This is a genomic window from Acinetobacter sp. ESBL14 (assembly GCF_036668815.1).
GTDB lineage: Bacteria > Pseudomonadota > Gammaproteobacteria > Pseudomonadales > Moraxellaceae > Acinetobacter > Acinetobacter gyllenbergii.
Map to the genome: position 1 here is coordinate 39,317 of NZ_JAZEVS010000002.1, position 26,404 is coordinate 65,720.

Annotated in this window: 25 protein-coding genes; 12 read left to right on the top strand and 13 right to left on the bottom strand. The window is 41.0% G+C overall.

Translation table 11 applies throughout. The annotated features are described in order from the left end of the window. Nucleotides 1-70 precede the first annotated feature (70 nt). The 3 genes from mutY to V6E90_RS08370 form a co-directional block, all read right to left on the bottom strand. Nucleotides 71-1,108 (bottom strand): A/G-specific adenine glycosylase, encoded by a 1,038-nt coding sequence (gene mutY / locus V6E90_RS08360; RefSeq protein ID WP_016542225.1) that lies wholly within the window; start codon nt 1,106-1,108, stop codon nt 71-73. Between the two features lie 292 nt (nt 1,109-1,400). After that, nucleotides 1,401-2,138, bottom strand: coding sequence for a dienelactone hydrolase family protein (locus V6E90_RS08365; protein ID WP_278491373.1), 738 nt, complete (start codon nt 2,136-2,138; stop codon nt 1,401-1,403). A 167-nt stretch (nt 2,139-2,305) separates the two neighbouring features. Further along, a complete protein-coding gene (locus V6E90_RS08370) occupies nt 2,306-2,464 on the bottom strand; it encodes a DUF1328 domain-containing protein (RefSeq protein WP_004656956.1) in 159 nt (52 codons plus the stop codon). A gap of 188 nt (nt 2,465-2,652) precedes the next feature. On the opposite strand from V6E90_RS08370, the gene V6E90_RS08375 reads away from it, so the two are divergent. From V6E90_RS08375 to V6E90_RS08405, 7 genes are all read left to right on the top strand, one after another. Further along, nucleotides 2,653-3,105 carry a YcgN family cysteine cluster protein gene (locus tag V6E90_RS08375; RefSeq protein ID WP_016542228.1) on the top strand — a complete coding sequence of 151 codons (453 nt, stop codon included), beginning with the start codon at nt 2,653-2,655 and terminating at the stop codon, nt 3,103-3,105. A 106-nt stretch (nt 3,106-3,211) separates the two neighbouring features. Further along, the gene (locus tag V6E90_RS08380) at nt 3,212-4,375 is read left to right on the top strand and encodes a PQQ-dependent sugar dehydrogenase (protein WP_332605094.1); all 1,164 of its coding nucleotides are present in this window, start codon (nt 3,212-3,214) and stop codon (nt 4,373-4,375) included. Between the two features lie 25 nt (nt 4,376-4,400). Continuing rightward, complete coding sequence (ampC, locus tag V6E90_RS08385) at nt 4,401-5,588, top strand: class C beta-lactamase (RefSeq protein ID WP_332605096.1); 1,188 nt, start codon at nt 4,401-4,403, stop codon at nt 5,586-5,588. A gap of 82 nt (nt 5,589-5,670) precedes the next feature. Continuing rightward, nucleotides 5,671-6,945: a replication-associated recombination protein A gene (locus V6E90_RS08390; protein WP_065343093.1), complete on the top strand. Its 1,275-nt coding sequence runs from the start codon at nt 5,671-5,673 to the stop codon at nt 6,943-6,945. Nucleotides 6,946-7,050: 105 nt separating this feature from the next. Next, nucleotides 7,051-7,935, top strand: coding sequence for an aromatic amino acid DMT transporter YddG (yddG, locus tag V6E90_RS08395; protein WP_065343094.1), 885 nt, complete (start codon nt 7,051-7,053; stop codon nt 7,933-7,935). Nucleotides 7,936-8,062: 127 nt separating this feature from the next. Then, nucleotides 8,063-9,181 (top strand): acyltransferase family protein, encoded by a 1,119-nt coding sequence (locus V6E90_RS08400; protein ID WP_065343095.1) that lies wholly within the window; start codon nt 8,063-8,065, stop codon nt 9,179-9,181. A 145-nt stretch (nt 9,182-9,326) separates the two neighbouring features. Further along, nucleotides 9,327-11,066 (top strand): amidohydrolase, encoded by a 1,740-nt coding sequence (locus V6E90_RS08405; RefSeq protein ID WP_332605097.1) that lies wholly within the window; start codon nt 9,327-9,329, stop codon nt 11,064-11,066. Nucleotides 11,067-11,715: 649 nt separating this feature from the next. On the opposite strand, the gene V6E90_RS08410 is transcribed toward V6E90_RS08405, so the two are convergent. The 4 genes from V6E90_RS08410 to dapA form a co-directional block, all read right to left on the bottom strand. Beyond that, nucleotides 11,716-14,124: a TonB-dependent receptor plug domain-containing protein gene (locus tag V6E90_RS08410; RefSeq protein ID WP_332605098.1), complete on the bottom strand. Its 2,409-nt coding sequence runs from the start codon at nt 14,122-14,124 to the stop codon at nt 11,716-11,718. Nucleotides 14,125-14,366: 242 nt separating this feature from the next. Continuing rightward, entirely contained in the window at nt 14,367-15,086 is a 720-nt protein-coding gene (gene purC, locus V6E90_RS08415) for a phosphoribosylaminoimidazolesuccinocarboxamide synthase (protein WP_004656976.1), read from the bottom strand. A gap of 35 nt (nt 15,087-15,121) precedes the next feature. Then, nucleotides 15,122-15,724, bottom strand: a complete 603-nt coding sequence (locus tag V6E90_RS08420; RefSeq protein ID WP_023271095.1) for a hypothetical protein — start codon at nt 15,722-15,724, stop codon at nt 15,122-15,124. A 15-nt stretch (nt 15,725-15,739) separates the two neighbouring features. After that, nucleotides 15,740-16,633, bottom strand: a complete 894-nt coding sequence (dapA, locus tag V6E90_RS08425) for a 4-hydroxy-tetrahydrodipicolinate synthase (protein WP_004656980.1) — start codon at nt 16,631-16,633, stop codon at nt 15,740-15,742. 290 nt (nt 16,634-16,923) lie between these two features. On the opposite strand from dapA, the gene pncA reads away from it, so the two are divergent. The 4 genes from pncA to V6E90_RS08445 all read left to right on the top strand — a co-directional run bounded on the left by pncA (nt 16,924) and on the right by V6E90_RS08445 (nt 19,824). After that, nucleotides 16,924-17,556 carry a bifunctional nicotinamidase/pyrazinamidase gene (gene pncA, locus V6E90_RS08430; protein ID WP_016542238.1) on the top strand — a complete coding sequence of 211 codons (633 nt, stop codon included), beginning with the start codon at nt 16,924-16,926 and terminating at the stop codon, nt 17,554-17,556. A 91-nt stretch (nt 17,557-17,647) separates the two neighbouring features. Then, entirely contained in the window at nt 17,648-18,112 is a 465-nt protein-coding gene (locus V6E90_RS08435) for an Lrp/AsnC family transcriptional regulator (protein WP_004656983.1), read from the top strand. Nucleotides 18,113-18,331: 219 nt separating this feature from the next. Then, a complete protein-coding gene (locus tag V6E90_RS08440) occupies nt 18,332-18,970 on the top strand; it encodes a YitT family protein (RefSeq protein ID WP_262756174.1) in 639 nt (212 codons plus the stop codon). A gap of 356 nt (nt 18,971-19,326) precedes the next feature. Continuing rightward, nucleotides 19,327-19,824 carry a metal-dependent hydrolase gene (locus V6E90_RS08445; RefSeq protein WP_332605099.1) on the top strand — a complete coding sequence of 166 codons (498 nt, stop codon included), beginning with the start codon at nt 19,327-19,329 and terminating at the stop codon, nt 19,822-19,824. On the opposite strand, the gene V6E90_RS08450 is transcribed toward V6E90_RS08445, so the two are convergent. The 4 genes from V6E90_RS08450 to V6E90_RS08465 all read right to left on the bottom strand — a co-directional run bounded on the left by V6E90_RS08450 (nt 19,821) and on the right by V6E90_RS08465 (nt 22,156). Then, nucleotides 19,821-20,075 carry a hypothetical protein gene (locus V6E90_RS08450; RefSeq protein WP_332605100.1) on the bottom strand — a complete coding sequence of 85 codons (255 nt, stop codon included), beginning with the start codon at nt 20,073-20,075 and terminating at the stop codon, nt 19,821-19,823. The genes V6E90_RS08445 and V6E90_RS08450 overlap by 4 nt on opposite strands. 297 nt (nt 20,076-20,372) lie before the next feature. Beyond that, nucleotides 20,373-21,203: a hypothetical protein gene (locus V6E90_RS08455; protein ID WP_242727584.1), complete on the bottom strand. Its 831-nt coding sequence runs from the start codon at nt 21,201-21,203 to the stop codon at nt 20,373-20,375. After that, on the bottom strand, nt 21,190-21,948 hold the full coding sequence (locus tag V6E90_RS08460) for a DUF4123 domain-containing protein (protein ID WP_332605101.1): 759 nt from the start codon (nt 21,946-21,948) through the stop codon (nt 21,190-21,192). The genes V6E90_RS08455 and V6E90_RS08460 overlap by 14 nt, the downstream gene beginning before the upstream one ends. A gap of 7 nt (nt 21,949-21,955) precedes the next feature. Continuing rightward, the gene (locus tag V6E90_RS08465) at nt 21,956-22,156 is read right to left on the bottom strand and encodes a hypothetical protein (protein ID WP_332605102.1); all 201 of its coding nucleotides are present in this window, start codon (nt 22,154-22,156) and stop codon (nt 21,956-21,958) included. 63 nt (nt 22,157-22,219) lie between these two features. Here V6E90_RS08465 and V6E90_RS08470 point away from each other — a divergent pair, with 63 nt between their 5' ends. Then, nucleotides 22,220-22,879, top strand: coding sequence for a hypothetical protein (locus V6E90_RS08470; protein ID WP_332605103.1), 660 nt, complete (start codon nt 22,220-22,222; stop codon nt 22,877-22,879). A gap of 300 nt (nt 22,880-23,179) precedes the next feature. Here the strand turns inward: V6E90_RS08470 and glmS are convergent, their stop codons facing one another. Next, nucleotides 23,180-25,018: a glutamine--fructose-6-phosphate transaminase (isomerizing) gene (glmS, locus tag V6E90_RS08475; RefSeq protein WP_332605104.1), complete on the bottom strand. Its 1,839-nt coding sequence runs from the start codon at nt 25,016-25,018 to the stop codon at nt 23,180-23,182. 12 nt (nt 25,019-25,030) lie between these two features. Next, nucleotides 25,031-26,395 (bottom strand): bifunctional UDP-N-acetylglucosamine diphosphorylase/glucosamine-1-phosphate N-acetyltransferase GlmU, encoded by a 1,365-nt coding sequence (gene glmU / locus V6E90_RS08480; protein WP_332605105.1) that lies wholly within the window; start codon nt 26,393-26,395, stop codon nt 25,031-25,033. Nucleotides 26,396-26,404 lie beyond the last annotated feature (9 nt).

A 26,404-nucleotide genomic window follows, 5' to 3' on the forward strand; every position in this document is an offset into this window, starting at 1 on the left:
ACCTAGAACCGTATAGGAAATCGAATGACGCACACAAACTCCTTGCGTTTGATCTACAACATTTCGAGCATTAGGCCTTTTGTTTTGCTGTGATCAATTTTTTCATGGCTGTTGGAATGCCTTTGGCAATCGCGGTTTCTGGACTGAGCCATATGCCATTTAATTCGATACTGAGTTGTTCTTTTTGATCGTGTTCCACGTGGAACAGCTGTTCATGTAGCAACCAAGTAAAGTGAGTAAAGCTATGGCTAATCTGCAAAGATGATACTTGAGCTTGTAGTTTAAAGTGCTGCTCAATCTGTTGTAATTCGGTTGCATGCTCAATAATGGGTAGGCAATACAGTCCACCCCAAAGGCCATGTGCTTCACGTTGCTGCCATAGCCATTCATCACCTGACTGAATCAGCAGGACATCTGCCGTTCTGACGGGAACAGGTTTTTTGGCTTTTTTGAAAGGAAGTTCCTGTTCCATGCCTTGTTGATAGGCTTGGCAGTGTTGCTGCATCGGGCAGTATAAACACAGTGGTTTTTTTGGGGTACACACGGTTGCGCCCAAGTCCATAATTGCTTGGGTGTAATCATGATTGCGCTCTGCTGGACAAAGATTTTCAGCAATTTGCCAGAGTGCTCGTTCATGTTGGGGCTTGGATAGGTCATCTTCAATCGCAAGAAAACGAGCCAATACTCGTTTCACGTTGCCATCCATAATCACACCGTACTGACGTAAGCCAAGGGACATGAGCGCACCTGCGGTGGAGCGGCCAATGCCTGGTAGGTCAATCCATTGTTCGAGTGTTTCAGGAAATTTTCCTTGTTGGCTAACGATAGCTGCCGCTTTATGCAGGTTGCGTGCGCGGGCGTAATAGCCGAGTCCTGCCCAATAAGGTGCGACATCTTCCCAACTGGCTCGACCTAAGGTTTCGACCGTTGGAAAACGTTCAATAAAACGATCAAAATATTGCAGTACAGTTTTGACTTGCGTCTGTTGCAGCATGATTTCTGAAACCCAAACTTTGTAGGGATCATCGGCCACTTGCCATGGCAGGTCGTGACGACCGTGTTGGTCGAACCATGTAAGTAGTGCATCAGAAAATGAGAAATCAGACATGAATCAGAACAGTAAAAAGCAGAGGCATAGTATAGCGGAAATAGGTTTTTTTAGGCGTTAAAATTCTATTGGAACATCAACGAGATGTAGGTCGTCAAAGACATAGTGGGAAATTCGATGAGAACTTGGCAAGACTCCGTTAAGTTTGCACTGCCCAATTGAAAGCAGAGCAAGGTAGCAAAACAGGCGACATCCATGTCGCCTTGCACGTGTAGCAATCATCTGGGATTTAAACAACCGAGATCTTCTCTCAATTCCATATGGATTGGGTGTTTAGAGATCGCTTTTCAAATCACTTTAAATGCTTATCTAATAGCTCATACATCGCGTCAAGACTTTGACGTTCTGCTTCAGCGTTATAGCCCAAGTCAACATTGTTGGCCTTGGCACGTTCATCTGCGAGCGGATTACTAAAACCATGCTTGGCATCTTCAAAAATAATCACCTCATGATCCACAGCAGCATCATGCATTTCCTGACGGAAGCTGGCCACATTGTCCAAGGTCACCATGCTGTCCAGTTCACCATGCAGGACCAAAATCTCGGCTTTAACTTTGCCTTTCTCAGCAGGAGCTTTCGGACTCAATACAGCATGGAACGTAGCAACTGCTTCGATATTTGCACCTGAACGCGCCAAATCTAGCACCACTTTGCCACCATAACAAAAACCAATCGCTGCCAGCTTGTCGGCATTCACTTCTGACTGAGCCGCTAACGTTGCGAGACCCGCTTGGGCACGCTCAACAATGGTATCTGGCTGTTCAAAGGTTTGGTTCATCCATTCCGATGCTTGAGGCACGGCTGTGGTCACTTTTTTATCGCCATACATATCAATCGCGAGCGCAGCAAAACCATGCGCTGCCAACTCGCGCGCGCGTTGTTCTGTATATTCATTACGGCCCCACCACTCAGGTGCAACAATCACCCCAGCAACAGGCATATCAATTGCAGGTGCAGCGAAATAACCAATTAAACGTTGACCATCTGGCGCGGTATATTCAATTTCACGGGTGTTAATCGGGAAGCTCATGGTTTAATCCTGATCTGTATTTTTAGAATGCATTGATTAAAACATAAAAAGGAAAATGGATGGCATCGTAAAAACATAATAAATACGCTTGTTTTAGTGATGATCAAAATAAAAAAAGAAGAATACTAAGATTCTTCTTTTTTTATGTTTTGCGTAGGTCGAAATAACTAGACTTTGCCTCTGGATAAGAAGCCGACGATTGCTAAGATGACGGCAACAACCAATAAGATGACCGCGAAATCTTTGGATAAACCTGCTACGCCACCAAAACCTAATAAACTGGCAATGAGTGCGATGACTGCAAAAATAATGGCCCAACGGAACATGTCGTGTCCTCCTAATTTTTCGTTATGTATCCACTATAACGTGTGTTTTTTGCACAAAATGTGGTGTTTATGTGGTTTAAATGTTTAATACTTAAAGAAGTGTTAAACCAATTAAAAGAGATTGAAGTCAGCAAAGCAAAGATGAATGCTATAATAGGACGCTCATTTTTAAATATTGAAAGCTCTGTATGTCCGTCGAACTGCGCCCCAACTTTTGGAAACACTATCCGCTTGATCAGCTCAGCAATGCGGAGTGGGAGGCATTGTGTGACGGCTGTGGTTTATGTTGTTTGATCAAGTTGGAAGATGAGGAAACAGCAGAGGTTGCGTATACCAAAGTGGCATGCAAATTACTGGACTGTAAAACCGCGCGTTGTTCAGATTATCCCAACCGTCAGCAGCAAGTGCCTGATTGTATCCAACTGACGCCTGAACGACTCAGCACCATTTCGTGGTTGCCACCGAGTTGCGCCTACCGTCGTTTGAATGAAGGTAAAAATTTACCCTCATGGCATTACCTCAATACAGGTTCACGGCAAAGTGTGATCAAGGCAAAAAAGTCGGCTGCAGGACGTTGTATCTCTGAAAGTGAGATCAATGAAGAACAGATTGAAGATTATGTTGTGCGTTGGATACGTTAATTGCGTCTAGCAAATCAATAAGACATGATGATCATAAAAACAACACTTTTGCAGTATTTTTATTGGCGATGTTCCCTAAGATGAGAATAAGAGAGGGAGAAATACAATGAATAAACGGTTAATGACGCCTGTATTGTGTAGTAGCTTTTTATTTTTACTGGCTTGCGGTGCCAATAACAGCAATTCTAAAACGCCAGAACAGAATACAGCACAACAGGCGTCAAGCCAGCGCATTGCACAAAAGTATCAGATTGAGAGCGTCGCTGAATTTGATGAGCCATGGGCGATTGCGAGTTTGCCCGATCAGCGTTTGCTGATTACTGAGCGTAAAGGGCAATTAAAATTATTTGATCCCCAAACCAAATCCAGTATCAATGTGAGTGGCGTTCCAACTGTCAGTTATGGTGGGCAAGGAGGCTTAGGTGATGTCATTTTGCATCCTGATTTTCAGCAAAATCACCAATTATATTTGAGTTATGCCAGCAAAGGTCAGGGTGGTTATGGTGCCGAGATTGCACATGCAACACTGGATTTATCTGATCCCAAGCAACCCAAGCTCACGGATTTAAAAACCATCTGGCAACAAGTGCCGAAAGTGTCAGGGCAAGGCCATTATGGTCATCGTATGCAGTTTGGTCCTGATGGCAAACTTTGGGTCAGTTCGGGGGAGCGCCAGAAGTTTGATCCCGCCCAAGATTTAAACAGTAATTTAGGTAAGGTTTTGCGTTTAAATGCAAATGGAACTGCTGCGGAAGACAATCCGTTTCACCAAAAAGGCGGTATAACGGCTGAAATTTGGTCACTCGGTCATCGTAATCCATTGGGCATGGCTTTCGACCAGCAAGGGCAATTGTGGGTGGTTGAAATGGGCCCTAAAGGTGGCGATGAATTAAACCGTATTGTGAGAGGGGAAAACTATGGCTATCCAACGGTTTCGAATGGCGACCATTATTCAGGGTTGCCGATTCCTGATCATGATACCCGTCCAGAATTTAAAGCTCCTGAAATCGATTGGACCCCTGTGATCTCACCGTCTAGCATGATCATTTATTCCGCTCAGCAGTTTCCTTTATGGCAACACAAGGCTTTGATTGGTGGTTTATCCTCTAAAGCCATTGTGGTGGTGGACATTCAATCTCGACCTGTGCAAGAAGTTCAACGACTTGAGATGAAACAACGAATTCGTGGGCTACATCAAGCCTCAGATGGTTCAATCTGGGTGATCGAAGATGGTCCTCAAGCCAAACTACTGAAACTGCATGCCAATTAAATTTTAACTCTAAGTGATATACATAATGAATCAACCGAAAGCCTGTTCTATGACTTTAAAAAAACTATGTTTACTTACAGGATTGTTGTCCTGCAGTTCGGCGCTTTGGGCTGGAAATTTGACTGAGCAACAGGTTAAAACGATTGTTGATCAACAATTTAAACCTTTATTAGCACAATATAAAATTCCGGGTATGGCCGTTGCTGTGACCCTGAATGGTCAACATTATTTCGTGAATTATGGATTGGCTTCTAAGCAAAATCAACAAGCGGTCAGCAACAATACTTTGTTTGAACTTGGTTCGGTGAGTAAGACTTTTAATGCGACTTTAACGGGCTATGCACAGGCACAAGGACAACTGTCTTTGTCGGATCATCCTGCAAAATATTTTCCGGAACTGAAACATACTGCGGTCAATCGTGCCACGATATTGAATCTGGGGACCTATAACGCAGGCGGTTTTCCGTTGCAGTTCCCCGATGAAGTGGTTCAGCAGCAGGATATGATCAAGTATTTTCAGACTTGGCAAGCAAAAACCAAAGTTGGCGCTGCGCGTCAATATTCCAACCCGAGTATTGGTTTGATGGGCTATGTCACCGCCTTGGCGATGAAAAAACCGTATAGCGAACTGATTGAAAAAACTTTGCTGCCGCAATTGGGAATGACACAAAGTTTTATTCGAGTACCTGAGCAGCACATGTCGCAATATGCATGGGGATACAAAGCCGATCAAGCCATGCGTGTTTCACCAGGTATGTTTGATGCAGAAGCGTATGGGGTGAAAAGTAGCAGTGCGGATATGTTGAAATTCCTCGATGCACAAATCAATCCTCAGCAGTTCAAACAACCGCTTCGCAAAGCGATTGAAAATACCCATGTGGGTTATTTTAAAGTGGGGGCAATGACCCAAGGTCTGGGTTGGGAGCAGTATGCCTATCCCGTATCGCTTGAGACACTGTTACAGGGTAACTCCAGCAAAATGGCTTTAGAGAGTCATGCAATCACACCGATTAAACAGCCGAAGCTTGCGCCACCTGCGACCTTGTTTAATAAAACAGGAGCGACCAATGGTTTTGGTGCCTATGTGGCCTTTATTCCACAGCAAAAAATTGGAATTGTGATGTTGGCCAATACCAATTTCCCCAATGAAGAGCGGATCAAAGCCAGCTATCGGGTGATGCAACAGTTGGTTCAGAACAACAGCGCGCAATAGAATGTCGCGTGAGTGCAGATTCAAATTGTAGATTTGAGCCAGACACAATAGACTAGGGTAAAAGATCATAAAGCCAGTGATGATGTCAGATACACATATTCCTTTACCTGAACGTTTACGTCCTCGTGACTTGTCCGAAATTATCGGACAAGATCATTTGCTGGGTGACAATGCTCCTTTACGTCAGATGATTGATCAAGGACACCTGCCTTCGATCATCTTTTGGGGGCCTCCTGGGGTAGGAAAAACCACGATTGCATTGTTATTGGCGCAGGCTGTGGATCGTCCTTTTATCAGTCTGTCTGCACTCAATACAGGCGTGAAAGAACTGCGTGAGGTGATTGCGGAAAGCGGGGACTTGTTGACCCCTGTGGTATTTATTGACGAGATTCATCGTTTCAATAAATCGCAGCAAGATGCCTTACTCAATGCGGTTGAGAAAGGCAAAATCACTTTGATTGGGGCAACCACAGAGAATCCTTCTTTTGAAGTGAATAGTGCCTTGTTGTCGCGTTGTCAGGTCTATACCCTGAATAACCTGAGTGCTGAGGCGATTCAAACCCTATTGAATAAAGCCATTCAAACGGACAAATTTTTAAAAGAACGTTTTATCCAGATTGAAGAATATGATGCGCTGATTCAATTTGCGGCAGGTGATGCACGCAAGGCGCTTAATCTGATTGATCTGATTGCCAGTACCTTTGAGCCTGACATTGAGAATATTGTAACCAATGCCATCGTCGTTAAAGTTGCACAGCAAAATATTGCACGCTATGACAAATCAGGTGAGCAGCATTACGATCTGGTTTCGGCTTTTATTAAATCGATTCGTGGTAGTGATCCAGATGCGACGCTGTACTGGATGGCACGTATGCTGAAAGGTGGCGAAGATCCAGTCTTTATTGCGCGCCGTATGCTGATTGCCGCATCGGAAGATATTGGCAATTCCAATCCAAATGCCTTGTTGCTGGCGGGAGAGTGTTTCCGTTCAGTCCAAGCCGTGGGGATGCCTGAAGCGCGCATTATTCTAGGACAATGTGCCGTGTATTTGGCCACTAGCCCGAAAAGTAATAGCACCTATCTCGCGATTAACAAAGCCTTGGAGCTGGCAGAAAAAACCGCAAACCTGCCAGTGCCTTTGCACTTACGCAATGCGCCAACCAAGTTGATGAAGCAGCAAGGTTATGGGGTGGATTATCTGTATCCGCACAACTATCCAGAACATTTTGTGTTACAGGACTATTTGCCACCCGAGTTGCGTGGTACCAAGCTGTACGAGCGAGCCTTAAATAAACGTGAAGTCGAAGGCGAACGCTTGCAGCAGCGTCGTTGGCAACAGGAACAACAGCAGCAGTAATCAAAAATTCGGTTGATTCACCGATCATTTTAAAATTGTCCAAAGCAAGAACCCGAATCGCATCGATAGATTCTGCTTTGGCCTCAATATTCTATTTGTATAAAAATGAACGCAAAAAAAGCAACATTGATTGGATTGGTTGCGATCTTACTGTGGAGTTTGATCGTTGCCTTGATTAAGGATGTCAGTAGCCATTTTGGCGCAGTGGGTGGTGCAGCACTGATTTATACACTGGCCTCAATTTTTCTGTTTTTCTCGGTCGGTTGGACCAGTCTAAAAAGCTTTCCTAAAACCTATTTGATCTGGGGCAGTATTCTATTTGTTGCCTATGAAATTTGTTTATCGCTTTCGATTGGCTATAGCAGTAATAATCGACAAGCGATTGAAGTGGGAATGGTCAATTATTTATGGCCGACCTTTACCATGGTGGCTGCCATTGTTTTTAATCAGCAAAAAGCCAATTTCTTGATTATTCCTGGCTTTATCCTTTCAATATTGGGGATCTGTTGGGTGCTCGGTGGCGAGCAGGGTTTTGATTTGGCTGGTATGCTGCAAAACATACAGCACAATCCATTCAGTTATGGGCTTGCCTTTATTGGAACATTACTCTGGGCTGCCTACTGTACGCTCACAGCGAGAATTGCGCAGGGAACCAATGGCATCACCCTATTCTTTATTCTCGTCTCGGTGGTGCTTTGGATTAAATATGCATTGATGGGTGGTGGTACATTTGATTTTGATTGGTCTTCTTCAATTTCATTGTTTTTTGCGGCAGCAGCAATGGGCTTTGGTTATGCCGCTTGGAATGTAGGAATTTTGCATGGCAATGTGACACTATTGGCCGGTGCATCCTATTTTATTCCAGTTCTATCTGCCTTTTTTTCGGCAATTCTCCTCAGTACGCCATTAGGCCTTTCTTTTTGGTATGGTGCATTTATGGTGTGTTTAGGTTCAATTCTATGCTGGGTAGCAACGCAGAAAAAACACTAAAACATTGTCTGGTTTGGTTTGGTCTTGCTGATGCGCTGGACAGTCACTGTATTTTTGTAAGTGACCTCTAGACACTCTAGATAAAAGGTCGCATCATCCCGCTTATCAAGGATGATCAAGCTCCACCATGACCACAAACAAAATTAATGCTGCGGAAAGTATCCGAGGCTTGGCATGTCTCGCCGTTGTGTTGTCACATATCTCACTGACTTTTTTCCCGCAGCTGCATAATTTTGATATCAGTGCGGTACCGCAATATGATTTTTTTGCGCAGTTACATCACTCACCGTTGGCCTTTTTTTATTCAGGTACAGGTGCAGTTTTTGTATTCTTTGTTTTAAGTGGCTTTGTACTGACATTATCCAGTTTTAAAAAGCACAATACCGCAACACAATTGAAAAATTCCTTGATTAAACGTTACCCGCGCTTGGCTATTCCTGCCTTTGTCTCTTGTATTATCGCTTATCTGGTGTGTTTTGTGCCTGTGGACGTCTCGCATGTTTCCGAGTGGGGAGCAGCACTGGCCAATCCACATCCGCAACTGCGTACCGCTTTGTATGAAGGCAGTATGGGTGCATTCTTATTCGGCGATTCCAGTTATAACTGGGTACTGTGGACCATGCAAATTGAGTTGCTTGGGTCACTGGTGATTTATCTGGCTTGCTATCTTTATGGCAAGCTGCCAATTCTATGTGGTCTATTTCTTATCATCAGCATTGTGACCGCTTATATGATCTCGCAAACCGTATTGTTGGGCCTACTCAGTTTTATTTTGGGCATGGGACTGTTTCTGTATGCTGTAGAGCTGAGTACTGTCGTTTCGGTTGTGCTGTTTATATTGGGCTTATATTTGTGTGGTGCACACAACAGTAGTGCTAGCTATCAGTTGTTTACCCAGTTTTTAGGTGAACAAACTTACGACTACCTTAACTTTGTCGGTGGTTTTTGCATTGTTTATGCGGTGCTCAAGGGCAGGTGGCTGGCACAGTTGTTTGACCAACGTGTGTTCGTGTTTTTAGGCAAAATCTCATTTTCAATTTATCTGATCCACTTGGCAGTGTTGTACGCTTTGGGCATTCCATTGTTTAATCTTTTACATGTACAAGGCGGTTTTTCCTATCTCAATGCGGGATTAGTAGCAAGTTTACTGATCGTGTTGCTGAGCATTATTTTGGCACAACCCTATAGCCGTTATGTCGATGATGCCGCGATTAAGATCTCGAATAAATTAGCAAAAATGTTTTAATCACTGAGCGGTGCAGCACCTCGGTAATGCTGCTGCACCATAAAAAATTGATCAAACATTACAAAAATAATCAGTGAATGCTTTCTATTGCAGGCAGAATCAGTTTTAATCAAAAAAGACATAATAAAAATATGGGTTTTAATGCATGAACCGTACTTATCTCAAACACTGTACCTTATTCACTTCTATTTCATTGACTATTGCGGGTTGTACAACGATGGCTGTGCCTGTTACTGCAACAGAACAACTGTTTTATGGTGGCCCGATTCTAACCATGTCGGGCAATAGTCCTGAATATGCAGAAGCTCTATTGGTGAAGGATGGAAAAATTCGTTTTGTGGGCTCAAAACAGCAGGCTGAACGCTTGGCGGATAAAAAAGTTCAGTCGATTGATCTAAACAATAAAACCTTATTGCCCAGCTTTATTGATGCGCATAGTCATGTGAATATGGTTGGTTTTCATCAAATGGTGGCTAATCTCTACCCCATGCCTGATGGTCAGGTCTCAGATATCAACTCGTTGGTAAATGTATTGAACCAATGGAAAGCTCAGAATCCAGCTGTAATTAAAACCATGGGCGGCTGGATTTTGGGTAATGGCTATGATGACGCTCAATTGAATGAGCAGCGTCATCCGACGGCAATCGATTTAGATCGGGTATCTCTAGACCAACCCGTGATGATTTTGCATCAATCGGGGCATTTAGCCTCGGTCAATCATAAAGCACTGGAATTGCTGAAGATCAATCAACATACTCCGAATCCAGCGGGTGGGGTGATTCGCCGTGAAACCAATTCAAATATCCCAAATGGTGTGTTGGAAGAATCCGCTTTATTTACCGCGATTGGCTCAATTTTTAAAGATGTTCCCCCTGCGGTGATGTTTCAGATTGCAGAAAAAGGCATTGCTGCCTATGTGAAGAATGGCTTCACTACGGTACAGGAAGGACGGGCTGATCAGGGCACCACTGAAATGTGGCATGCTTTGGCTCAGCAGAATCGTCTGCCGATTGATGTGGTGTCTTACCCTGATATCACCACCAGTCAAGATTATATGCTCAAGCAAGGTAGCAGTCATCAGTATGATCAGCATTTTCGGATTGGTGGGGTCAAAATCAGCTTAGATGGCTCACCTCAAGGGAAAACTGCTTGGCTGACTCAACCATATTTAATCCCACCTGAAGGTAAAGATAAGACCTACAAGGGCTATCCTGCGATGAGTAATGATCAACAGGTCAAGGACTATATTAACTTAGCATTTAAGCAAGGTTGGCAGGTACTTGCACATGCCAATGGTGATGCCGCCATTGATCAATTTATTGGGGCGGTAAAAGATGCGACTGCGAAGCAAGGTAAAGGCGACCGTCGCAGCGTATTGATCCATTCGCAAACCATCCGTGACGATCAGCTAGATCAGCTCAAAGCCTTAGATATTATTCCGTCCTTCTTCTCGTTGCATACCTTTTATTGGGGTGATTGGCATCGTCAGCAAACCTTAGGCGAAACCCGAGCTGCCCATATTTCACCAACCGCAACGGCTTTGAAAAAGCATCTGATCTTTACCGAGCATCATGATGCACCTGTGGTACCCCCGAGCAGTATGATGATGCTGGATGCGACCGTGAATCGAGTAACACGGAGCAATTATGTGTTAGGGGCAGAAGAGCGAGTAAGCCCTTATCTGGCATTAAAGTCGATGACGGACTGGGCGGCGTATCAGTATTTTGAGGATCAGACCAAGGGCACTTTGAGCCAAGGTAAATTGGCTGACTTGGTCATTCTGAATCAGAACCCGTTGACTGTCCCGAGTCGTGAGATTAAAAACATTAAAGTGCTGGCAACTTACAAAGAGGGCAAACTGATTTATCAGAATGCAAGTGACTAAAAAGCAAAACGAGCCCGATGGCTCGTTTTTCTTTTTCTGTAAAGCGAATAAACCTTATTCGTTGTTTTTAAAGATATAGCAAATACTTCCGATTAAACCGATTAGTTGGCCGGCCACCCACCCAAGTACAGAAAGATTTGAACATTTCGTAATTGAGTCGTAGATGATTTCTGTATAGGAGGCTGTTTCCATCATATTTATGAATATAAATTCTAGGATGAATAAGATAAAGATTACTGTTAAATATAAATATTTGTTTTTTATTAAAATGAGAATGACTGAAAAGATGATAGAGAGTATGCCACAGATACTGAGCATGGACGGATCATTTGCAGAAACGCCCTGTAGCTCTTTAAAGTAGGTGACCGTACCAACCGCGATATAGTCAGAAAGGCATAGATCCTGTCCAAGTTTATCGATGGTATATCCAGCTATGCCTGACATCAAGAAGAACAAAATTGAAAGATATCTCATCATCATTTTATAAACTTAAGCCTAAAGATAGATCGAATTCCCATGCTTCTACAAAATATTCAGGATCGGCTTAGCGGCTTCATTAATATTGGAATACCTATTTATGGGTTTTAGAGCTGATTGAGCCAATATCATAACTTAAAAAAACCGAGCCATCTGGCTCGGTTTTTGATTATTACCAACGATAATTGATTTTGCCGTAATAAAACGCACCATTAAAGCCAAAAGGCGAGAACTGGCTATAGGGTAAGCTGCCCCCTGTCGGTTGGTTGATGTCATAGACATCTTTATCAGGATAAACATCGGTAATATTGTCGCCACCGACGGTGAAGTTCCAGTTTTGATATTGATACGACAAGGCTAAATCGAGTAACCATTTGGCTGAGAATTTTTGGTCTTTGGCTTCGCCAGAATTACTAAAGGTTTTAAAACTGCCATAGCGGGTGAGATTGGTATTCACACTGAAATTTCCAAGCTTATAGTCATTCGCTAAACTGAATTTATGTTCAGGGGTACTGCCAGCCAATAAACCGTATTGTTCTCGACGGTCTAGGCGGGTCAGGTTGATTCCCAATGCATCTAAGATAGCGGGATTTCCATCCACCTGAGTGACTTTATTTTTATTGTAGTTATAGGCCAGTGAGGTATTCAGTTCTCCATAAGGCAAAGCATTCCATTTATAGGTTGCCACTAAGTCAACACCGCGTGTGCGGGTATCGCTGGCATTGTTGAAATAACGAATGGTGCTGAAGTTGGTGTCGGTGATTCCTTTTGAATTTAGATATTGACGAACGGCAGTACTGCTCGCATTGATATTGGAAGACAGACTAATTCGATTATCAATGTCGATTTGATAAGCATCCAAGGTCACATACAACTGGTCTGTAGGTGTCAGTACTATACCCACGCTATAGTTTTTTGATTTTTCTGGTTTTAGCTGTTCAGCACCAAGTAATTGAGCCACTTGTGAGCTAGTTGGAAAGGTGCCAGCCTCAACCAATTGACCATTGACCAGTTGTGATGAGGTTTGAGCAAAATATTGTTGCGCTAAGCTCGGTGCACGGAAACCTGTAGAGGCACTGCCACGTAGCGCAAGCACGGGATGGACGGCATAACGCAAAGACAATGAAGCATTATCGGTGTGACCAAAATCATTATAATATTCATGGCGATAGGCTGTAGATGCAGACAATTTTTCAGTTAAATTGGCTTCTAAATCAAGATAGGCGGCATAACTGTCTCTTGACCATTCACCTGCATCGGCTGATCGAAAACCTGCAAGCCCTGAAGAGCCACTTTTATAATAGGAGGCTGGATCGCCTGCTTGGATTTGATATTTTTGATTCAAATACTGTGTACCAAAGGCAACATTCAACGGGCTAGCCAATGTGGAAACATCAAACTCACGAGAAACATCAAAATTCACCACCGTTTGAGCATTTTTCAGTGTGCCATTTTGGAAGCCGAATGGTGTCGTGGCGGTATCTTTATAAAGATCGACATTAATCGTTTTGGTATCGACATCATAACGATTCAAACCATAATTGACGGATGCATCATAATGCCATGCTGACCAATCGCCTTTAATCCCTGCCACTGCGCCAAAATCATCCAGTTGTCCTTGTATAATGGGTAGGTAGCCATTTGGATAGAGGGCAGGAATATTATTTGATGCATTACTTAAACGATAGAATCCAGCAGTCTCGGCATTACGATGGCTATAGGTCGCAAAAGAATACAGCTCGGCATGATCACTGAGGTCATAACCCAGATTCACTGCTGCTTTAACTTCGTCTGAGTCCGGATCTCCAAAACGGAACGTACGCTGTCCATAGGTGGTTGATTTTGGATCACGCAGGTCAGCACCGGCGCGATTGGTAGCTTGGCTATCCTGCCATTCCCCTGAAAAAATCGCATAGCCATAATGATTCAGTTGGGTTCCACCTGAAACAAAGGATTGTTTTTGTTCACCATCTCCTTTGTTATAAATCCCGTATTTAATCCCAGCTTCGCCATGTTTTGGATTGGATTTCAAAATAATATTAATCACACCTGCAATCGCATCAGAGCCATAGCGAGCCGATGCACCTTCGCGGAGTACTTCGACACGACTAATGGCAGAGATGGGAATCGCATTTAAATCAGTTGGGGCAGAACCTCGACCAATGGTACCGCCGAGATTAATAAAAGCCCCGGTGTGACGACGTTTGCCATTGACTAAAACCAGCACCTGATCTGGTGCAAGGCCTTTTAATTGGGCAGGACGGACCAGCTCGGTTCCATCCACCACCGTTGGGCGTGGAAAGTTAATTGAAGGAATAATTCGAGACAGCGCTGTCCCGAGTTCATTGGAGCCCGTGCGTTCAGTCAGTTCTTTGGCACTAATCACATCAATTGGCTGTAAGGACTCTGTTTGTGAACGATTGTTGGTCCGCGTTCCTGTGACCACAATGGTCGCGAGCGTTTTGACTTGTTCGGGCTCTATGGGCGTGTTCTCAGCGGCATGTACATTGCTATACAGGGCAAGCAAAATCAGACTACTACTCAGACTTAAAGGGAAAGTTTTTACAAGGGGAGCATTCATTTTGATCTTCTAACTCAAGTTTTGTAAACATTTGTGAACATGGTAGGAGCATCAAAATATTTTCAAAAACAATATAAAAACATAAGGTTAGAATTAAAGTTGCAAAGCTGATGGAATGCTTTTTAAGTAAATGATTTATATGATATTGATATTTAAAGCGAAGCTAATTATTTTTGAATAAAGAATAAAAAACCAGCCCGATTGGACTGGTTTTTTGTTTAGAACTAACAGCTTAGCTAGGCTTAGATATCGTCTAAGTTAATGCCTAAACGTGCAGCCACTTCTTCATATGCTTCAACCACACCACCTAAACCTTGGCGGAAACGGTCTTTATCTAGTTTTTTCTTGGTGTCTTTATCCCATAAACGGCAACCGTCTGGAGAGAATTCATCACCCAATACGATACGGTCATGGAACACACCGAATTCAAGTTTGAAATCAACCAGAATCATATTACCTGCATCGAATAATGCTTTGAGCACATCATTCACTTGGTAAGTGAGTTCTTTCATTTTTTCAAGTTGTTCAGCAGTCGCCCAACCTAAAGCAATTGCTTGAGATTCGTTCACCATAGGATCGCCAAGCGCATCATCTTTAAAGAACAATTCAAATGTTGGCGGAGTTAATTCCTTACCTTCTTCAACACCTAAACGACGGCATAATGAACCCGCTGCATAGTTACGAATCACGCATTCAACTGGAATCATCTGAAGTTTTTTAACCAGCACTTCAGTTGGAGAAAGCAATTTTTCAAAATGCGTTTCGATACCCGCAGCAGCTAATTTGTCCATGATGAAGGCGTTAAAACGGTTGTTGACCTTGCCCTTACGATCGAGTTGCTCGATTTTTTCGCCATTGAATGCCGAAGCATCATCACGAAAGACTAAAATCAGGTGATCAGCGTTATCTGTCTCGTATACAGATTTAGCTTTACCAGTATAGAGCAAGGTTTGTTTTAACATGAGGGAACCTTTTGAAAAAAATGCCTAGTAAACGACTAGGCTGGCCAATTTTGGTAAATCTGGGCTAACACTTCAGTTGCAACCGCTGGTTCTGCAAAAGTCGTGTCGAGTTTGAAGAGGGCAATAGTATTGCTTGAGCCAACCGCAGAAAGCTTCAACAGGTAGTTTTGCTCACCGACCTTAATTGTTGCTTCATAGCCATGATCTGCTTGAGAGATGACTTTGTAGTTGAGGCTGCTCACAGTTGCAAAGGCATATTGCCAAGCAGTGGCTGTTGGACCTTCCACTTTCAGTAATGGGTTTTTATTCCCATCCATCACCAATTGTGGACGACCCAAGCTGGTTGCTGTCGCTTCAGTGCTAGTGCTTGCAGTTTGCATTGACTCTGGACGAGGTAATGCATAACGGTTGCCAGTTTTGTTTTCAAATGTTGGCGCATGTTGAATCGCAAGCGGATCAACCGTTGGTGCTGGATACAATGGCGTGAATGGTCTTACCGTTGCATTCTCAGGGAATTTGAGTGGTTCAAGCGCTTGCGCTTTTTTATAATCTAAAGAATGATTATTGAGGGCAAAACGACCACAACCAGCCAAACTTAAAGCTGAAATGACAAGGACAACACCAAGACGTAATTGCATCATAAATTGCTCGTATTAAATAATGCCCGCAGTTTTTAAATCTGTGCGGAGCGGTTCACGATATTGTTCTGCGAGAGCGGTTAAAGGCAGGCGTAGACCTGTACTAATGTATCCCATCTCATGCAATGCCCATTTCACAGGAATTGGGTTTGATTCGCAAAACAAAATATTGTGTAGATTTGCAATTTGTTGATTCAAACTTTGTGCTTTGGCTTGATCGCCAGCTAAGGCTGCTTCACAAACTTCGCTCATTTGTTTTGGTGCAACATTGGCGGTAACCGAAATATTACCTTTCGCGCCAAGTAAAATCAGTTCCCAAGCGGTTTCATCATCACCTGAATAAACTGCAATTTTACCTTTTAAACCTTCGATGAGGGCTTGACCACGAGGTACATCGCCTGTTGCATCTTTAATCCCAACAATGTTTTTAACATCAGCAAGACGAATCACGGTTTCATTTTGCATGTCAACGCCAGTGCGACCTGGGACATTATAAAGAATTTGTGGAATATCAACGGCCTCAGCAATTGCTTTATAGTGTTGATATAAGCCTTCTTGTGTGGGTTTATTATAATATGGCGTAACGAGCAATGCAGCATCTGCACCGAGTTCTTTGGCTGCTTTGGTCAGTTCAATTGCTTCGTGAGTCGAATTTGCACCTGTACCCGCAATAATTGGAATGCGTTTATTGGCTACACGAATCACTTCTTTGATGACCTGTGTGTGCTCTTCCATGCTTAATGTAGACGCTTCGCCCGTTGTGCCAACAGCAACAATACTATGTGTACCTTGTTGGATGTGCCACTCAACGAGCTTCTCAAGGCTCTTCCAATCTACGCGACCATCTTCAAACATAGGGGTGACGAGTGCGACAATTGAGCCTTGAATATTCTGTGCTAGCTGAGTCATTTTAAAAAACTATCCTATTTTCCCATCCGAGATTGAATTAGTTGAAACGAAATGTTGGATGGTTGCAGTATTTTGATTCGTCGTTCAATAATGAATTCGATTGAATGACAATTATGCAAATTATGACTGATCGGCAGCATAAGAACAATATGCTTTAGTCAAACAGCTGAAAACTTTCATTCATCTTTGTCCTGAATGATTTTCATCTTATGAAAAGTTGGGCGATGGCTAGTCAGACGACGATCGGCAGCGTATGGTGTAGCAAGAAGCGATCTAGATTGAATATTGAGATGCAGATAGATTCGAAACATAGCGCATTAATTGTCGTCGATGTACAAAATGGCTTTACCCCAGGTGGAAACTTGGCAGTCACGGATGCTGATCAGATTATCCCAGTGATTAATCAATTGGCACATCAGTTTGAAACGGTGGTGCTGACCCAAGACTGGCATCCTGATCAACATATTTCTTTCGCTGATAATCATGCACATAAAGCGCCTTTTGAAACCATTGAGTTACCTTATGGCACGCAGGTATTGTGGCCAAAGCATTGTGTACAGGGGACGCAGGATGCCGAATTTCACCCTGATTTAGATATTCCAACGGCACAATTGATTATCCGCAAAGGCTTTCACGTTAATATTGATAGTTATTCTGCTTTTATGGAGGCGGACCGTAAAACACCGACTGGGTTAAAGGGCTATCTTCAAGAGCATCAAATTGATACGGTTTATATTGTCGGGATTGCCACTGATTTTTGTGTGGCATGGACAGCCTTGGATGCCGCGCAGATGGGTTTTAAAACCTTTGTGATTGAAGATGCGTGTAAAGCGATTGATTTGAATGGTTCATTGCACAGCGCATGGCAAAGTATGTTAGAACAGGGGGTTCAGCGGATTCAGTCTGCGGCAATTTTGGCATAAGCTTGAGCTGATTGATCTAAAGGCGTTAAACTTCTCAAGCTGATGCAACAGCATCAGTTAAATTATGCCTCAAACCTAAGCTGAGCGTTTTATGACCATTGAACTTGATGATTTTGATCAAAAAATTATCCATCATTTACAAATGAATGGACGCTTGGCCAATCAGGAATTGGCTGAATTGGTTGGTTTATCGACCTCGCAATGTTCACGTCGTCGGGTTCAGCTTGAACAGAAGAAAATTATCACGGGTTATTATGCCCAAATCGCATTGAGTGCTGATCCTGCCCCGATCATGGGCATTATTGAAGTGAAATTGCAAAACTATAGTGATGCAACCCATGATCGTTTTGTTGAATTCTTGATGCACGAACCTGCTGTGAAAGATATTCATAAATTAACGGGCAGTTATGATTTTGCCCTTAAAGTAGCAGTTAAAAATCTCGATGAGATGGTCAAACTGATTGGAATTTTGTCCTCTAAGAACTTTGGTGTCAGTAATCTCAATACTTCAATTGTGTTGGAAAAATTAAAAGAAAACGGGATTGCGATTAAATAAAAAAAGGAATTCGTTGTCACATCATCTAAGGCAAAGCCAAAGTAAAGCTGATCGAAGTGCGTAGACTATTCGAAATGGATTATTTTGAATATAAATTGCATTTATGGCAAAAATATAAGAATAAATTGCGAAATTCTAATAAAAATGATCAAATATGCCATGTCTTTCTTTGAAAGATGTCTCTCCCTTTAGCTGTTCTCCTATTTGAGTTGTACCGTTATGAATACCGAGCCAAATGTATCTCTGGTAAGTCCAGTCATGCCTGTGATTGAGCAGCACTCTAAAATTGAAGATGCATTAGCGATGTTGATCGGAACATTCATCTTGTCTTTCGCAATGACTTTATTGCAGCAGGCAGGCATTATGACCGGAGGGACAGCAGGCTTATCTTTGCTGATTCATTACATCACTGATCTGAAGTTCGGCGTATTATTTTTCCTGATCAATATCCCGTTCTACTATTTTGCCTATAAAAAGATGGGTATTGCGCTGGTGGTGAAAACCTTTATCGCTGTTGCATTGCTGGCCGGATTTACTGAAATTATTCCACAATTTTTTCATCTCTCCGATGTCAATCCAATCTACGCTACAGTTTTTGCCAATGTATTGATGGGGGTGAGCTTTTTGATCCTGTTTAGACATCGTTCGAGCTTAGGTGGCATCAATCTACTGGCGTTGTATTTGCAGGAGCGCTTTCAGATCCCTGCAGGCAAAGTACAGTTAGGTATTGATCTCGCAATCTTGTTAGCATCATTGTTCTTTGTCGATTGGAAGTTAATTCTGATTTCAATTTTGGGCGTGATTATTCTTAATTCGATTGTGTTATTGAATCATAAAAGCACGCGTTATGTGGCTTAATGCAAGTGTACGCTCTGAGATGGGTTTGACTGTCGCAGAACGCAATCGATCATGAGACGCTAGATGTGATCTAATCCATTAAATGACTGAGATCATGAAATTCAAAAAAAAACGCCATAAAGAATCTCTTTATGGCGCTTTTTACTGTATCAGCGTAGTGCAAGCGTGTGTGAAAGTAATAAAGTTTTAGCCAGTAAAGTTAGCCAAAGTATCTAAGATACATGAGCCTTACTCACTGATTGGTTTAGTGAAACCTGCGACCATTAATTTCATAGAGATATGGTTAGTTAGGCTAACATCACACCTTATCAGTTTCACTGGTAAGCTAAAGTACGAATCAAGGAGAGAAACAATACATGTTCATAGCGCATTTACCATCAGGTTATCTTTTGGCAAAATTCTTGCGATCTAAGCTGAAGAATATACATATCAGTAAGAAATCATTTTTTTCTATAGTCATTGCTGGTGCCGTGTTTCCAGATATTGATCTTTTCTATTTTTATTTATTTGATGATAGATCTGTTCATCACCACAAATATTTTTTGCATTGGTTTTCATTTTGGATCCCAATTTTTCTTATATCTTTAATGTATTCAAAATGGTCTAAGTACACATCTAAAAAAGCCTATCTGCTCATGCTCTTTTCAGGCGGTGGACTCTTACATATCAGCTTGGATACTTTTGTAGGCGATGTTTGGTTGTTTGCACCATTTATCGACAAGTCATATGTATTCTTTGAGGTAACGCCACGTTATCAGCCCTGGTGGCTAAATTTCATACTGCATTGGTCTTTTATTGTTGAAATCATGATAACCGCGTTGGCAGTATGCATCTATCAAAAATCTAAAAATTAATCTTTTGGAAAATTTTCTTTTATGATCTTTTCAAACAAGAAGTATAAGCCAGCGACTATAGGTAAAAGCAATAAAAACCAAAATCCGGTTAGCATAACTGTATAAGCTAGATCTAAATGGCACGTTGTATGTTCTATTTCAAAGCCTGATAGACAGTAATCAGAGAAATCACCAGTATTTTTTGCATAATAAATAGGTGTTAATGCTAAAAGAAATGAACTACTTGAAATCAGAAACCATTTTAATTTCATGGTAATACCTAAAAGTCATTAAGGACTTGGTTTATCAATTATTTTTTTGATTTTCATTGCAATAATGGATAATAAATAGAGGAATAAAAACGTTAATGCAAAATATATAATTGTGCTTGAAATTGCAATTTTCATATCTAACTTGCAAGTAGGAATATCAGCGTACCAATATTCAGTAAGGCAATAACTTGTATATGTATATGAATTTTTTGCAATAATTAAAGGTATAATTGATATTGTAAGTGAGACTAATGCAACAACTTTTATAAAATTAGACATATTTTTACCTATGATAAATTATTCGTATGGTTTTTCGACATAGATTCTATTTACACGCATACCGTAGTCCGTAACCGATTTTGCATTTATGTCATTGTATACAGATGAAATTTCTCTTACAGATCTTTTAGGAATTCTAAGTTCAATTAATTTCAACATATAGGCACCGATGTCTAAATTTTTCTGTTTGTCATTTGCTTCTTGTCTTGAAACAAGTTCAGGCCAATATGCAACATTAATATTTGATGGCCTAATAGACTTATTTACACCAACCCAATTAAGCGGTTCATCGTAGTAGCCATGTGTACTTTCCATATAAACAACAGCTTTAAGTAAATTTTCATCGAGATTAAATTTTTTAGATGAATTACTAATAGATTCTTTGTTGCCTGTAACCTCCTCGAATACACCTAATTCTATAAGTGGAGCTTCATCAGTCTTGTTGTTTCTATCCAGAACAAAAAATTGATACTTAATGTTATAGATTATTGATTCCTTTCTATTTACGGAGCATTCAACAACAGTAGTTGTATCTCCTTTTATTTCAAAATTATACGAAAAATCTTTAAGCTGTACCTGTTTGTACCAAAAAAAGGTTTCATCTCTTTTGGGGATAATCTCTAACCGATAGTGACCAATAGCCAAACGTGGTAATTCAAATTTTAAACTAAAAAAACTACTCGAATGAACGATATTATTACCCTGATAAACGATAGCTTTAAAGAATAGGTTTTGCTGTTTATCATCTTTAGAAATGACATTGGCACTTAACTTGCCATAAGCTGAACACTGCATAACAGCTTGATTGTTTTGTCGATTAGAAAATGAAAAACTCTTAAATTGAGGCATTGTCTAACTCTCTTTTTAATTTTAAAAATCTATACTCACTAGAAATCTCGGAATTTAACAGATAAGGATAATGACTTAAATCCATATCGTTTGAATAGATTTTTTCCATAATTTCAGAAACTTGATCAATATTTACAAAGCCAGAATTAATTAAAGAATTATAGTTTAAATTCATTGAATCGATTTTATTTGGTAGGAGTGGATCTTTATCTAAGTATTTATTTTTTATAAAATTGATTAGATGAATTTTAGTCATGTTTTGGCTTATATTAGCCATCAACTCGTTTGTGAATACAATTTCAATTTCTGGGTCATTGATATCAAAATTAATACTTGTAATTTGTAATTTTAGATAGTCAAAATACTCCAAAAATTTCATATCATGATAGATTGATTTAAGTTCTGCCAGTTCGATAGTTTCTATTAAAATATGAAGTACGCGACTATCATAAAATCTAAAGTGTAGATCCTCATTATCTTGAGTCATAATTGATAAATTTTTTGATAACTGAAACTTCATATCGTCAAAATTATGCAGCGAATTAAAGAAAATAGCAGTTGAATTACTTAATATATTATAAGGCTTGTAGTTATTGCTAAGCTCAATTAGAAAAGGTGCTTCTTCTATTAATTTATTAAATAACATGAAGTTATCATAAAATTTTTCACAACGAAGAACAGAGTTCTTAAAGTATTCGGTTAGATTCTGATATTCTATATTGCTAATAATCAAATAATTAAACATAAATTACCTATTTTTTAATAAAAACAGAACCATTTAGTGCTGCTTTTTTCATACAATCTAAACATATCCCTTTAGGTAACATCGGTATTGCTGCACTAGCTTTGGCACCGCTATTGAAGGTATGTTGCCCTGCAAGAACTTTGAATACATTAGGTGTTTTTATGGTTATACCATCTGAGGAAATTATAATTTGTGAACCGCCAGCCATAACTATGCCATTTCTAATTTTTTGGATAAACTCATATTAGCACAACTTAATAAAGTTACAAATATGACGTTTATTATTGCGATTCAACTAAAAGACAGCATAATTGTTGCGATTGATAATAAGTTTGTTAAATTAAAACGTGGAAAATATTTTAATTTCCAAGAGTTTAACGGATCAAAATTGTATGCTTGGTCGAAAGGAATTATCACTGGAACAGGTGAACATTATGTTATTGATAAAGCGGTACGATTATTTGTTAATAATGCTGATTCAGACATTAAAAAATTACCGATATGCTTAAATATTTCAAGACAAATAAGAGAGATGGAAGTCGGTCAACATGAACAAATACTAATGACTAAACTTTTATATTCAAGTTTTACAGTCAATGGGCCTAAACTTTTTGCTGTCGAACACACTGAAGAATCTGGAAAATATATCACTACTAATTTTAAAGAGAAAGATCTTATTCTTTGGCTACATAATCCTGATATTCATCAGATTTCAGATAATTTAAAAGCTCTATACACACATCTTCGTCCTTGTTCATCCTTTACTTGTGTTAAAGATTGGATAGGCTACTACAGTTCAGCTATTGCTGATATTTACACTAAACATAGCTCTATTGATATAAGTATGAGTTGTAGTTTCGATATTTTTTTCCAAACTAAGGATCATTGTTATTATAGGCATATCGCTAATGGCTATAGTATTGAGAACTAAAAGTGATTACAGTGTACATTAAATGAACTGATTTCCTTAATATTTTTCTATCACTTATTAGGAAACAAATTTTCTGAGCTAGCATCTCTAATGGTGATCTATGGTTTATAGTTAGCCCCGAAACCTTGTCCACGGCCTTCCTTTTTTCATTTTTAGATTTGTTTTATACGAATCTTTTAAATCAAGCATTAAAAAATCCACACAGCCATGCTTTTCTAGAGCATATCTTATGTGGATTTTTTGAGCAATTCAGTATGAGACTTTATTACTCTTATACAAATACAGCGGATAGCCGTCGAATTATTCGACCGTCACACTCTTGGCGAGGTTACGTGGTTGATCGACATCAGTACCACGTAACACTGCAACATGATAAGACAGCAGTTGTACAGGCACGCTATAAACGATCGGTGCTAGCCATTCATTTACCGCTGGAACATGTACGACATGTTGACGATCTTTACCGTGAATACCACTGTTCTCATCTGCAAAGACGAATAATTCACCACCACGGGCTTGAACTTCTTCCATGTTCGATTTGAGTTTATCGAGCATGTCATCCTGTGGTGCTAAGATGACCACGGGCATTTCATTATCGACTAAAGCCAGTGGACCATGCTTCAATTCACCTGCAGCATAACCTTCCGCATGAATATATGAAATTTCTTTCAGTTTCAATGCGCCTTCTAGTGCGATTGGGAAGTGTGTACCACGACCCAAGAATAAGCAGTGATTTTTCTCAACAAAAAGTGCTGATAAACGCAGAATTTCAGTATTACCCTGTAAGGTATCTAAAATGACTTTTGGACAATGCCACAATGCTTCAGTAATTTCAGTCAGTTGTGCGGCAGACAGCTTTTGTTTAACTTGACCAATTTTTAAGATCAATAACATCAATGCTGCCAGCTGGGTGGTAAAGGCTTTGGTTGAAGCCACCCCAATTTCTGGACCTGCAAGTGTCAGTAAATGATGATCAGTTTCGCGCACCATTGATGATGTCGCAACGTTACAAATCGTCATGGTAGTGATGTCAATGTGATTGGCTTTGGCACGTTTTTGGGTTTCACGTAACGCAGCTAAAGTATCCGCAGTTTCCCCTGATTGAGAAATACAGATATACAGTGTATTTGCCACAATCACTGGGGTGCGATAACGGAACTCACTGGCAATCTCAACTTGGCAAGGCACACCAATCAGTTGTTCAAACCAATATTTGGCAATCATCCCCGCATGATAGCTGGTACCACAGGCAATAATTTGAATCTGTTGAATCTTGTCAAAATCGGCATTGGCATGATTGAGGAAATCTTCGCGTAAGTTATTGCCATTCAATGCTTGCGAAATGGTTTGCTGAATTGCTTCAGGCTGCTCATAGATTTCTTTCAGCATGAAGTGCTTATATTCACCCTTAGATGCATTGCTGACTGTGGCATCTAACTCTTTGACTGGACGTTGTACAGGCTCGCCATTAACAAAAACTTCAATGCTGCTACGGGTTAAGCGCGCAATATCACCTTCTTCTAGATAAACGAAGCGGTTGGTCACAGGCAATAAAGCCAGTTGGTCTGAGCTAATAAAGTTCTCGCCTATACCGACACCAATCACCAATGGTGAACCTTCACGGACTGTAATCAGCTCGTCAGGATGCGCCGTATGCACAATCCCAAGCGCATAAGCACCTTTAAGGCGTGGCGTAATCTTTTGTACAGCTTCTAGCAGGCTATCTGTTTGCTTTAGCGCATCGTTAACAAGATGTGCAACCACTTCGGTATCGGTTTGCGAGGTAAACACATAGCCTAAAGCTTGCAATTCATCTTTAAGTTCTTGGTAGTTTTCAATGATCCCGTTATGAACCACTGCAACATCACCCGAAACATGCGGGTGGGCATTGTTTTCTGTCGGTTTACCGTGAGTTGCCCAACGGGTGTGTGCAATACCCACATTACCCGTTAAATGTTGTTCTGACACGGCTTCGGCCAAGTTGGCAACTTTACCAACACGACGTTCACGCAAGATTTTCTGATTATTGAGTAATGCTAAACCAGCAGAGTCATAACCACGATATTCCAGACGTTTCAGTCCTTCAATCAGAATATCGGTTACACAACGTTCAGCAACGCCACCAACAATACCACACATAATTTTATCCTCTTATTTTTTCAGTTTTTGGGGACGTTGATAATTTGCTTTTTCAAACTGTTTTGATCGTTCGACAGCCAAACTATGCTCAGCCACATCTCGAGTGAGGGTTGATCCTGCACCTGTTGTGGCACCTCGACCAATTTTGATTGGTGCAACCAAAGAGTTATTGGTTCCAATGAATACATTGTCTTCAATCACAGTACGGTGTTTATTCGCGCCATCATAATTACAGGTAATGGTACCTGCACCAATATTACAATCCGCACCAATATCGGCATCACCTAAGTAAGTAAAGTGATTGGCTTTTGAGCCTAGACCCATATTCGAGTTCTTCACTTCTACAAAGTTACCGATATGCACATCATTGGCAAGGTTGGCACCTGGACGTAAACGCGCGAAAGGACCAATTTGGGTATTTTCACCAACAATTGCATTCTCAAAAATGCTATAAGCCTGAACTTTAGTGCCTGCCGCAATGCGTGTATTCTTTAGAATACAGCCTGCGCCGAGTTGGACATTATCGCCCAGTTCACAGTCGCCTTCGATGATGACATTGACATCAATCTGTACGTCTTGTCCACAGCTTAAGGTACCACGTAAATCAAAACGATTTGGGTCAATTAAGTGAACACCTTGTAGCATCAATTCTTTGGCTTGTTGTTGTTGGAACTGACGTTCTAAGGTCGCAAGTTGTAAGCGGTTATTGACCCCTTCAACCTCAAACGCAAGTTCGGGTTCAACTGAGGCAACTTCTAAGCCATCCGCAATCGCCATCGCGACAATATCAGTGAGGTAATATTCACCTTGCGCATTTTCATTGGAAAGTTGCGGCAACCACTGGTGAAGTTTTGCATTGCTGACACAATAAATGCCGGTATTAAATTCTTTAATTTGGCGTTGTTCTTCGCTGGCATCTTTATGTTCAACAATGGCTTGAATTTTACCATCTTGACGGACAATACGGCCATAACCTGTTGCATCATCGACAGTGAGCGTCACTAAGCCAATGCCTGTTTGAGTTGATGCATCCAATAATTTTTGTAGCGTATTTGCATGAATACAAGGTACATCGCCTGATAAAATCAGTGAAACACCTTCTTGAGGCAAAACAGGGAGGGTCATTTGTACTGCATGACCTGTGCCGAGTTGTTCTGCTTGCTCAACCCATTCAATCTGTTCTGCCGCAAAGCTTTGCTTAACCAGTTCACCGCCATGCCCATATATGGTAATAATGTTTTGGGCATTGAGTTTTTTTGCAGTTTGAATGACATGACCGAGCAGAGGACGACCTGCAAGTGGTTGTAATACTTTTGGTAATTGTGAACGCATCCGCGTTCCTTTCCCTGCTGCAAGAATAATAACAGTTGTTGACATAACTAACTC

What these genes read in the sequence shown, in the direction of transcription:
- V6E90_RS08435 (WP_004656983.1), top strand. Translation starts at nt 17,648, where the DNA reads ATGACCATTGAACTTGATGATTTTGATCAAAAAATTATCCATCATTTA.
- V6E90_RS08450 (WP_332605100.1), bottom strand. Translation starts at nt 20,075, where the DNA reads ATGAAATTAAAATGGTTTCTGATTTCAAGTAGTTCATTTCTTTTAGCA.
- V6E90_RS08400 (WP_065343095.1), top strand. Translation starts at nt 8,063, where the DNA reads ATGACCACAAACAAAATTAATGCTGCGGAAAGTATCCGAGGCTTGGCA.
- yddG (WP_065343094.1), top strand. Translation starts at nt 7,051, where the DNA reads ATGAACGCAAAAAAAGCAACATTGATTGGATTGGTTGCGATCTTACTG.
- V6E90_RS08440 (WP_262756174.1), top strand. Translation starts at nt 18,332, where the DNA reads ATGAATACCGAGCCAAATGTATCTCTGGTAAGTCCAGTCATGCCTGTG.
- pncA (WP_016542238.1), top strand. Translation starts at nt 16,924, where the DNA reads ATGCAGATAGATTCGAAACATAGCGCATTAATTGTCGTCGATGTACAA.
- V6E90_RS08410 (WP_332605098.1), bottom strand. Translation starts at nt 14,124, where the DNA reads ATGAATGCTCCCCTTGTAAAAACTTTCCCTTTAAGTCTGAGTAGTAGT.
- V6E90_RS08390 (WP_065343093.1), top strand. Translation starts at nt 5,671, where the DNA reads ATGTCAGATACACATATTCCTTTACCTGAACGTTTACGTCCTCGTGAC.
- V6E90_RS08405 (WP_332605097.1), top strand. Translation starts at nt 9,327, where the DNA reads ATGAACCGTACTTATCTCAAACACTGTACCTTATTCACTTCTATTTCA.
- mutY (WP_016542225.1), bottom strand. Translation starts at nt 1,108, where the DNA reads ATGTCTGATTTCTCATTTTCTGATGCACTACTTACATGGTTCGACCAA.
- V6E90_RS08375 (WP_016542228.1), top strand. Translation starts at nt 2,653, where the DNA reads ATGTCCGTCGAACTGCGCCCCAACTTTTGGAAACACTATCCGCTTGAT.
- dapA (WP_004656980.1), bottom strand. Translation starts at nt 16,633, where the DNA reads ATGACTCAGCTAGCACAGAATATTCAAGGCTCAATTGTCGCACTCGTC.
- glmU (WP_332605105.1), bottom strand. Translation starts at nt 26,395, where the DNA reads ATGTCAACAACTGTTATTATTCTTGCAGCAGGGAAAGGAACGCGGATG.
- glmS (WP_332605104.1), bottom strand. Translation starts at nt 25,018, where the DNA reads ATGTGTGGTATTGTTGGTGGCGTTGCTGAACGTTGTGTAACCGATATT.
- V6E90_RS08365 (WP_278491373.1), bottom strand. Translation starts at nt 2,138, where the DNA reads ATGAGCTTCCCGATTAACACCCGTGAAATTGAATATACCGCGCCAGAT.
- V6E90_RS08445 (WP_332605099.1), top strand. Translation starts at nt 19,327, where the DNA reads ATGTTCATAGCGCATTTACCATCAGGTTATCTTTTGGCAAAATTCTTG.
- V6E90_RS08370 (WP_004656956.1), bottom strand. Translation starts at nt 2,464, where the DNA reads ATGTTCCGTTGGGCCATTATTTTTGCAGTCATCGCACTCATTGCCAGT.
- V6E90_RS08455 (WP_242727584.1), bottom strand. Translation starts at nt 21,203, where the DNA reads ATGCCTCAATTTAAGAGTTTTTCATTTTCTAATCGACAAAACAATCAA.
- V6E90_RS08420 (WP_023271095.1), bottom strand. Translation starts at nt 15,724, where the DNA reads ATGCAATTACGTCTTGGTGTTGTCCTTGTCATTTCAGCTTTAAGTTTG.
- purC (WP_004656976.1), bottom strand. Translation starts at nt 15,086, where the DNA reads ATGTTAAAACAAACCTTGCTCTATACTGGTAAAGCTAAATCTGTATAC.
- V6E90_RS08470 (WP_332605103.1), top strand. Translation starts at nt 22,220, where the DNA reads ATGACGTTTATTATTGCGATTCAACTAAAAGACAGCATAATTGTTGCG.
- ampC (WP_332605096.1), top strand. Translation starts at nt 4,401, where the DNA reads ATGAATCAACCGAAAGCCTGTTCTATGACTTTAAAAAAACTATGTTTA.
- V6E90_RS08465 (WP_332605102.1), bottom strand. Translation starts at nt 22,156, where the DNA reads ATGGCTGGCGGTTCACAAATTATAATTTCCTCAGATGGTATAACCATA.
- V6E90_RS08460 (WP_332605101.1), bottom strand. Translation starts at nt 21,948, where the DNA reads ATGTTTAATTATTTGATTATTAGCAATATAGAATATCAGAATCTAACC.
- V6E90_RS08380 (WP_332605094.1), top strand. Translation starts at nt 3,212, where the DNA reads ATGAATAAACGGTTAATGACGCCTGTATTGTGTAGTAGCTTTTTATTT.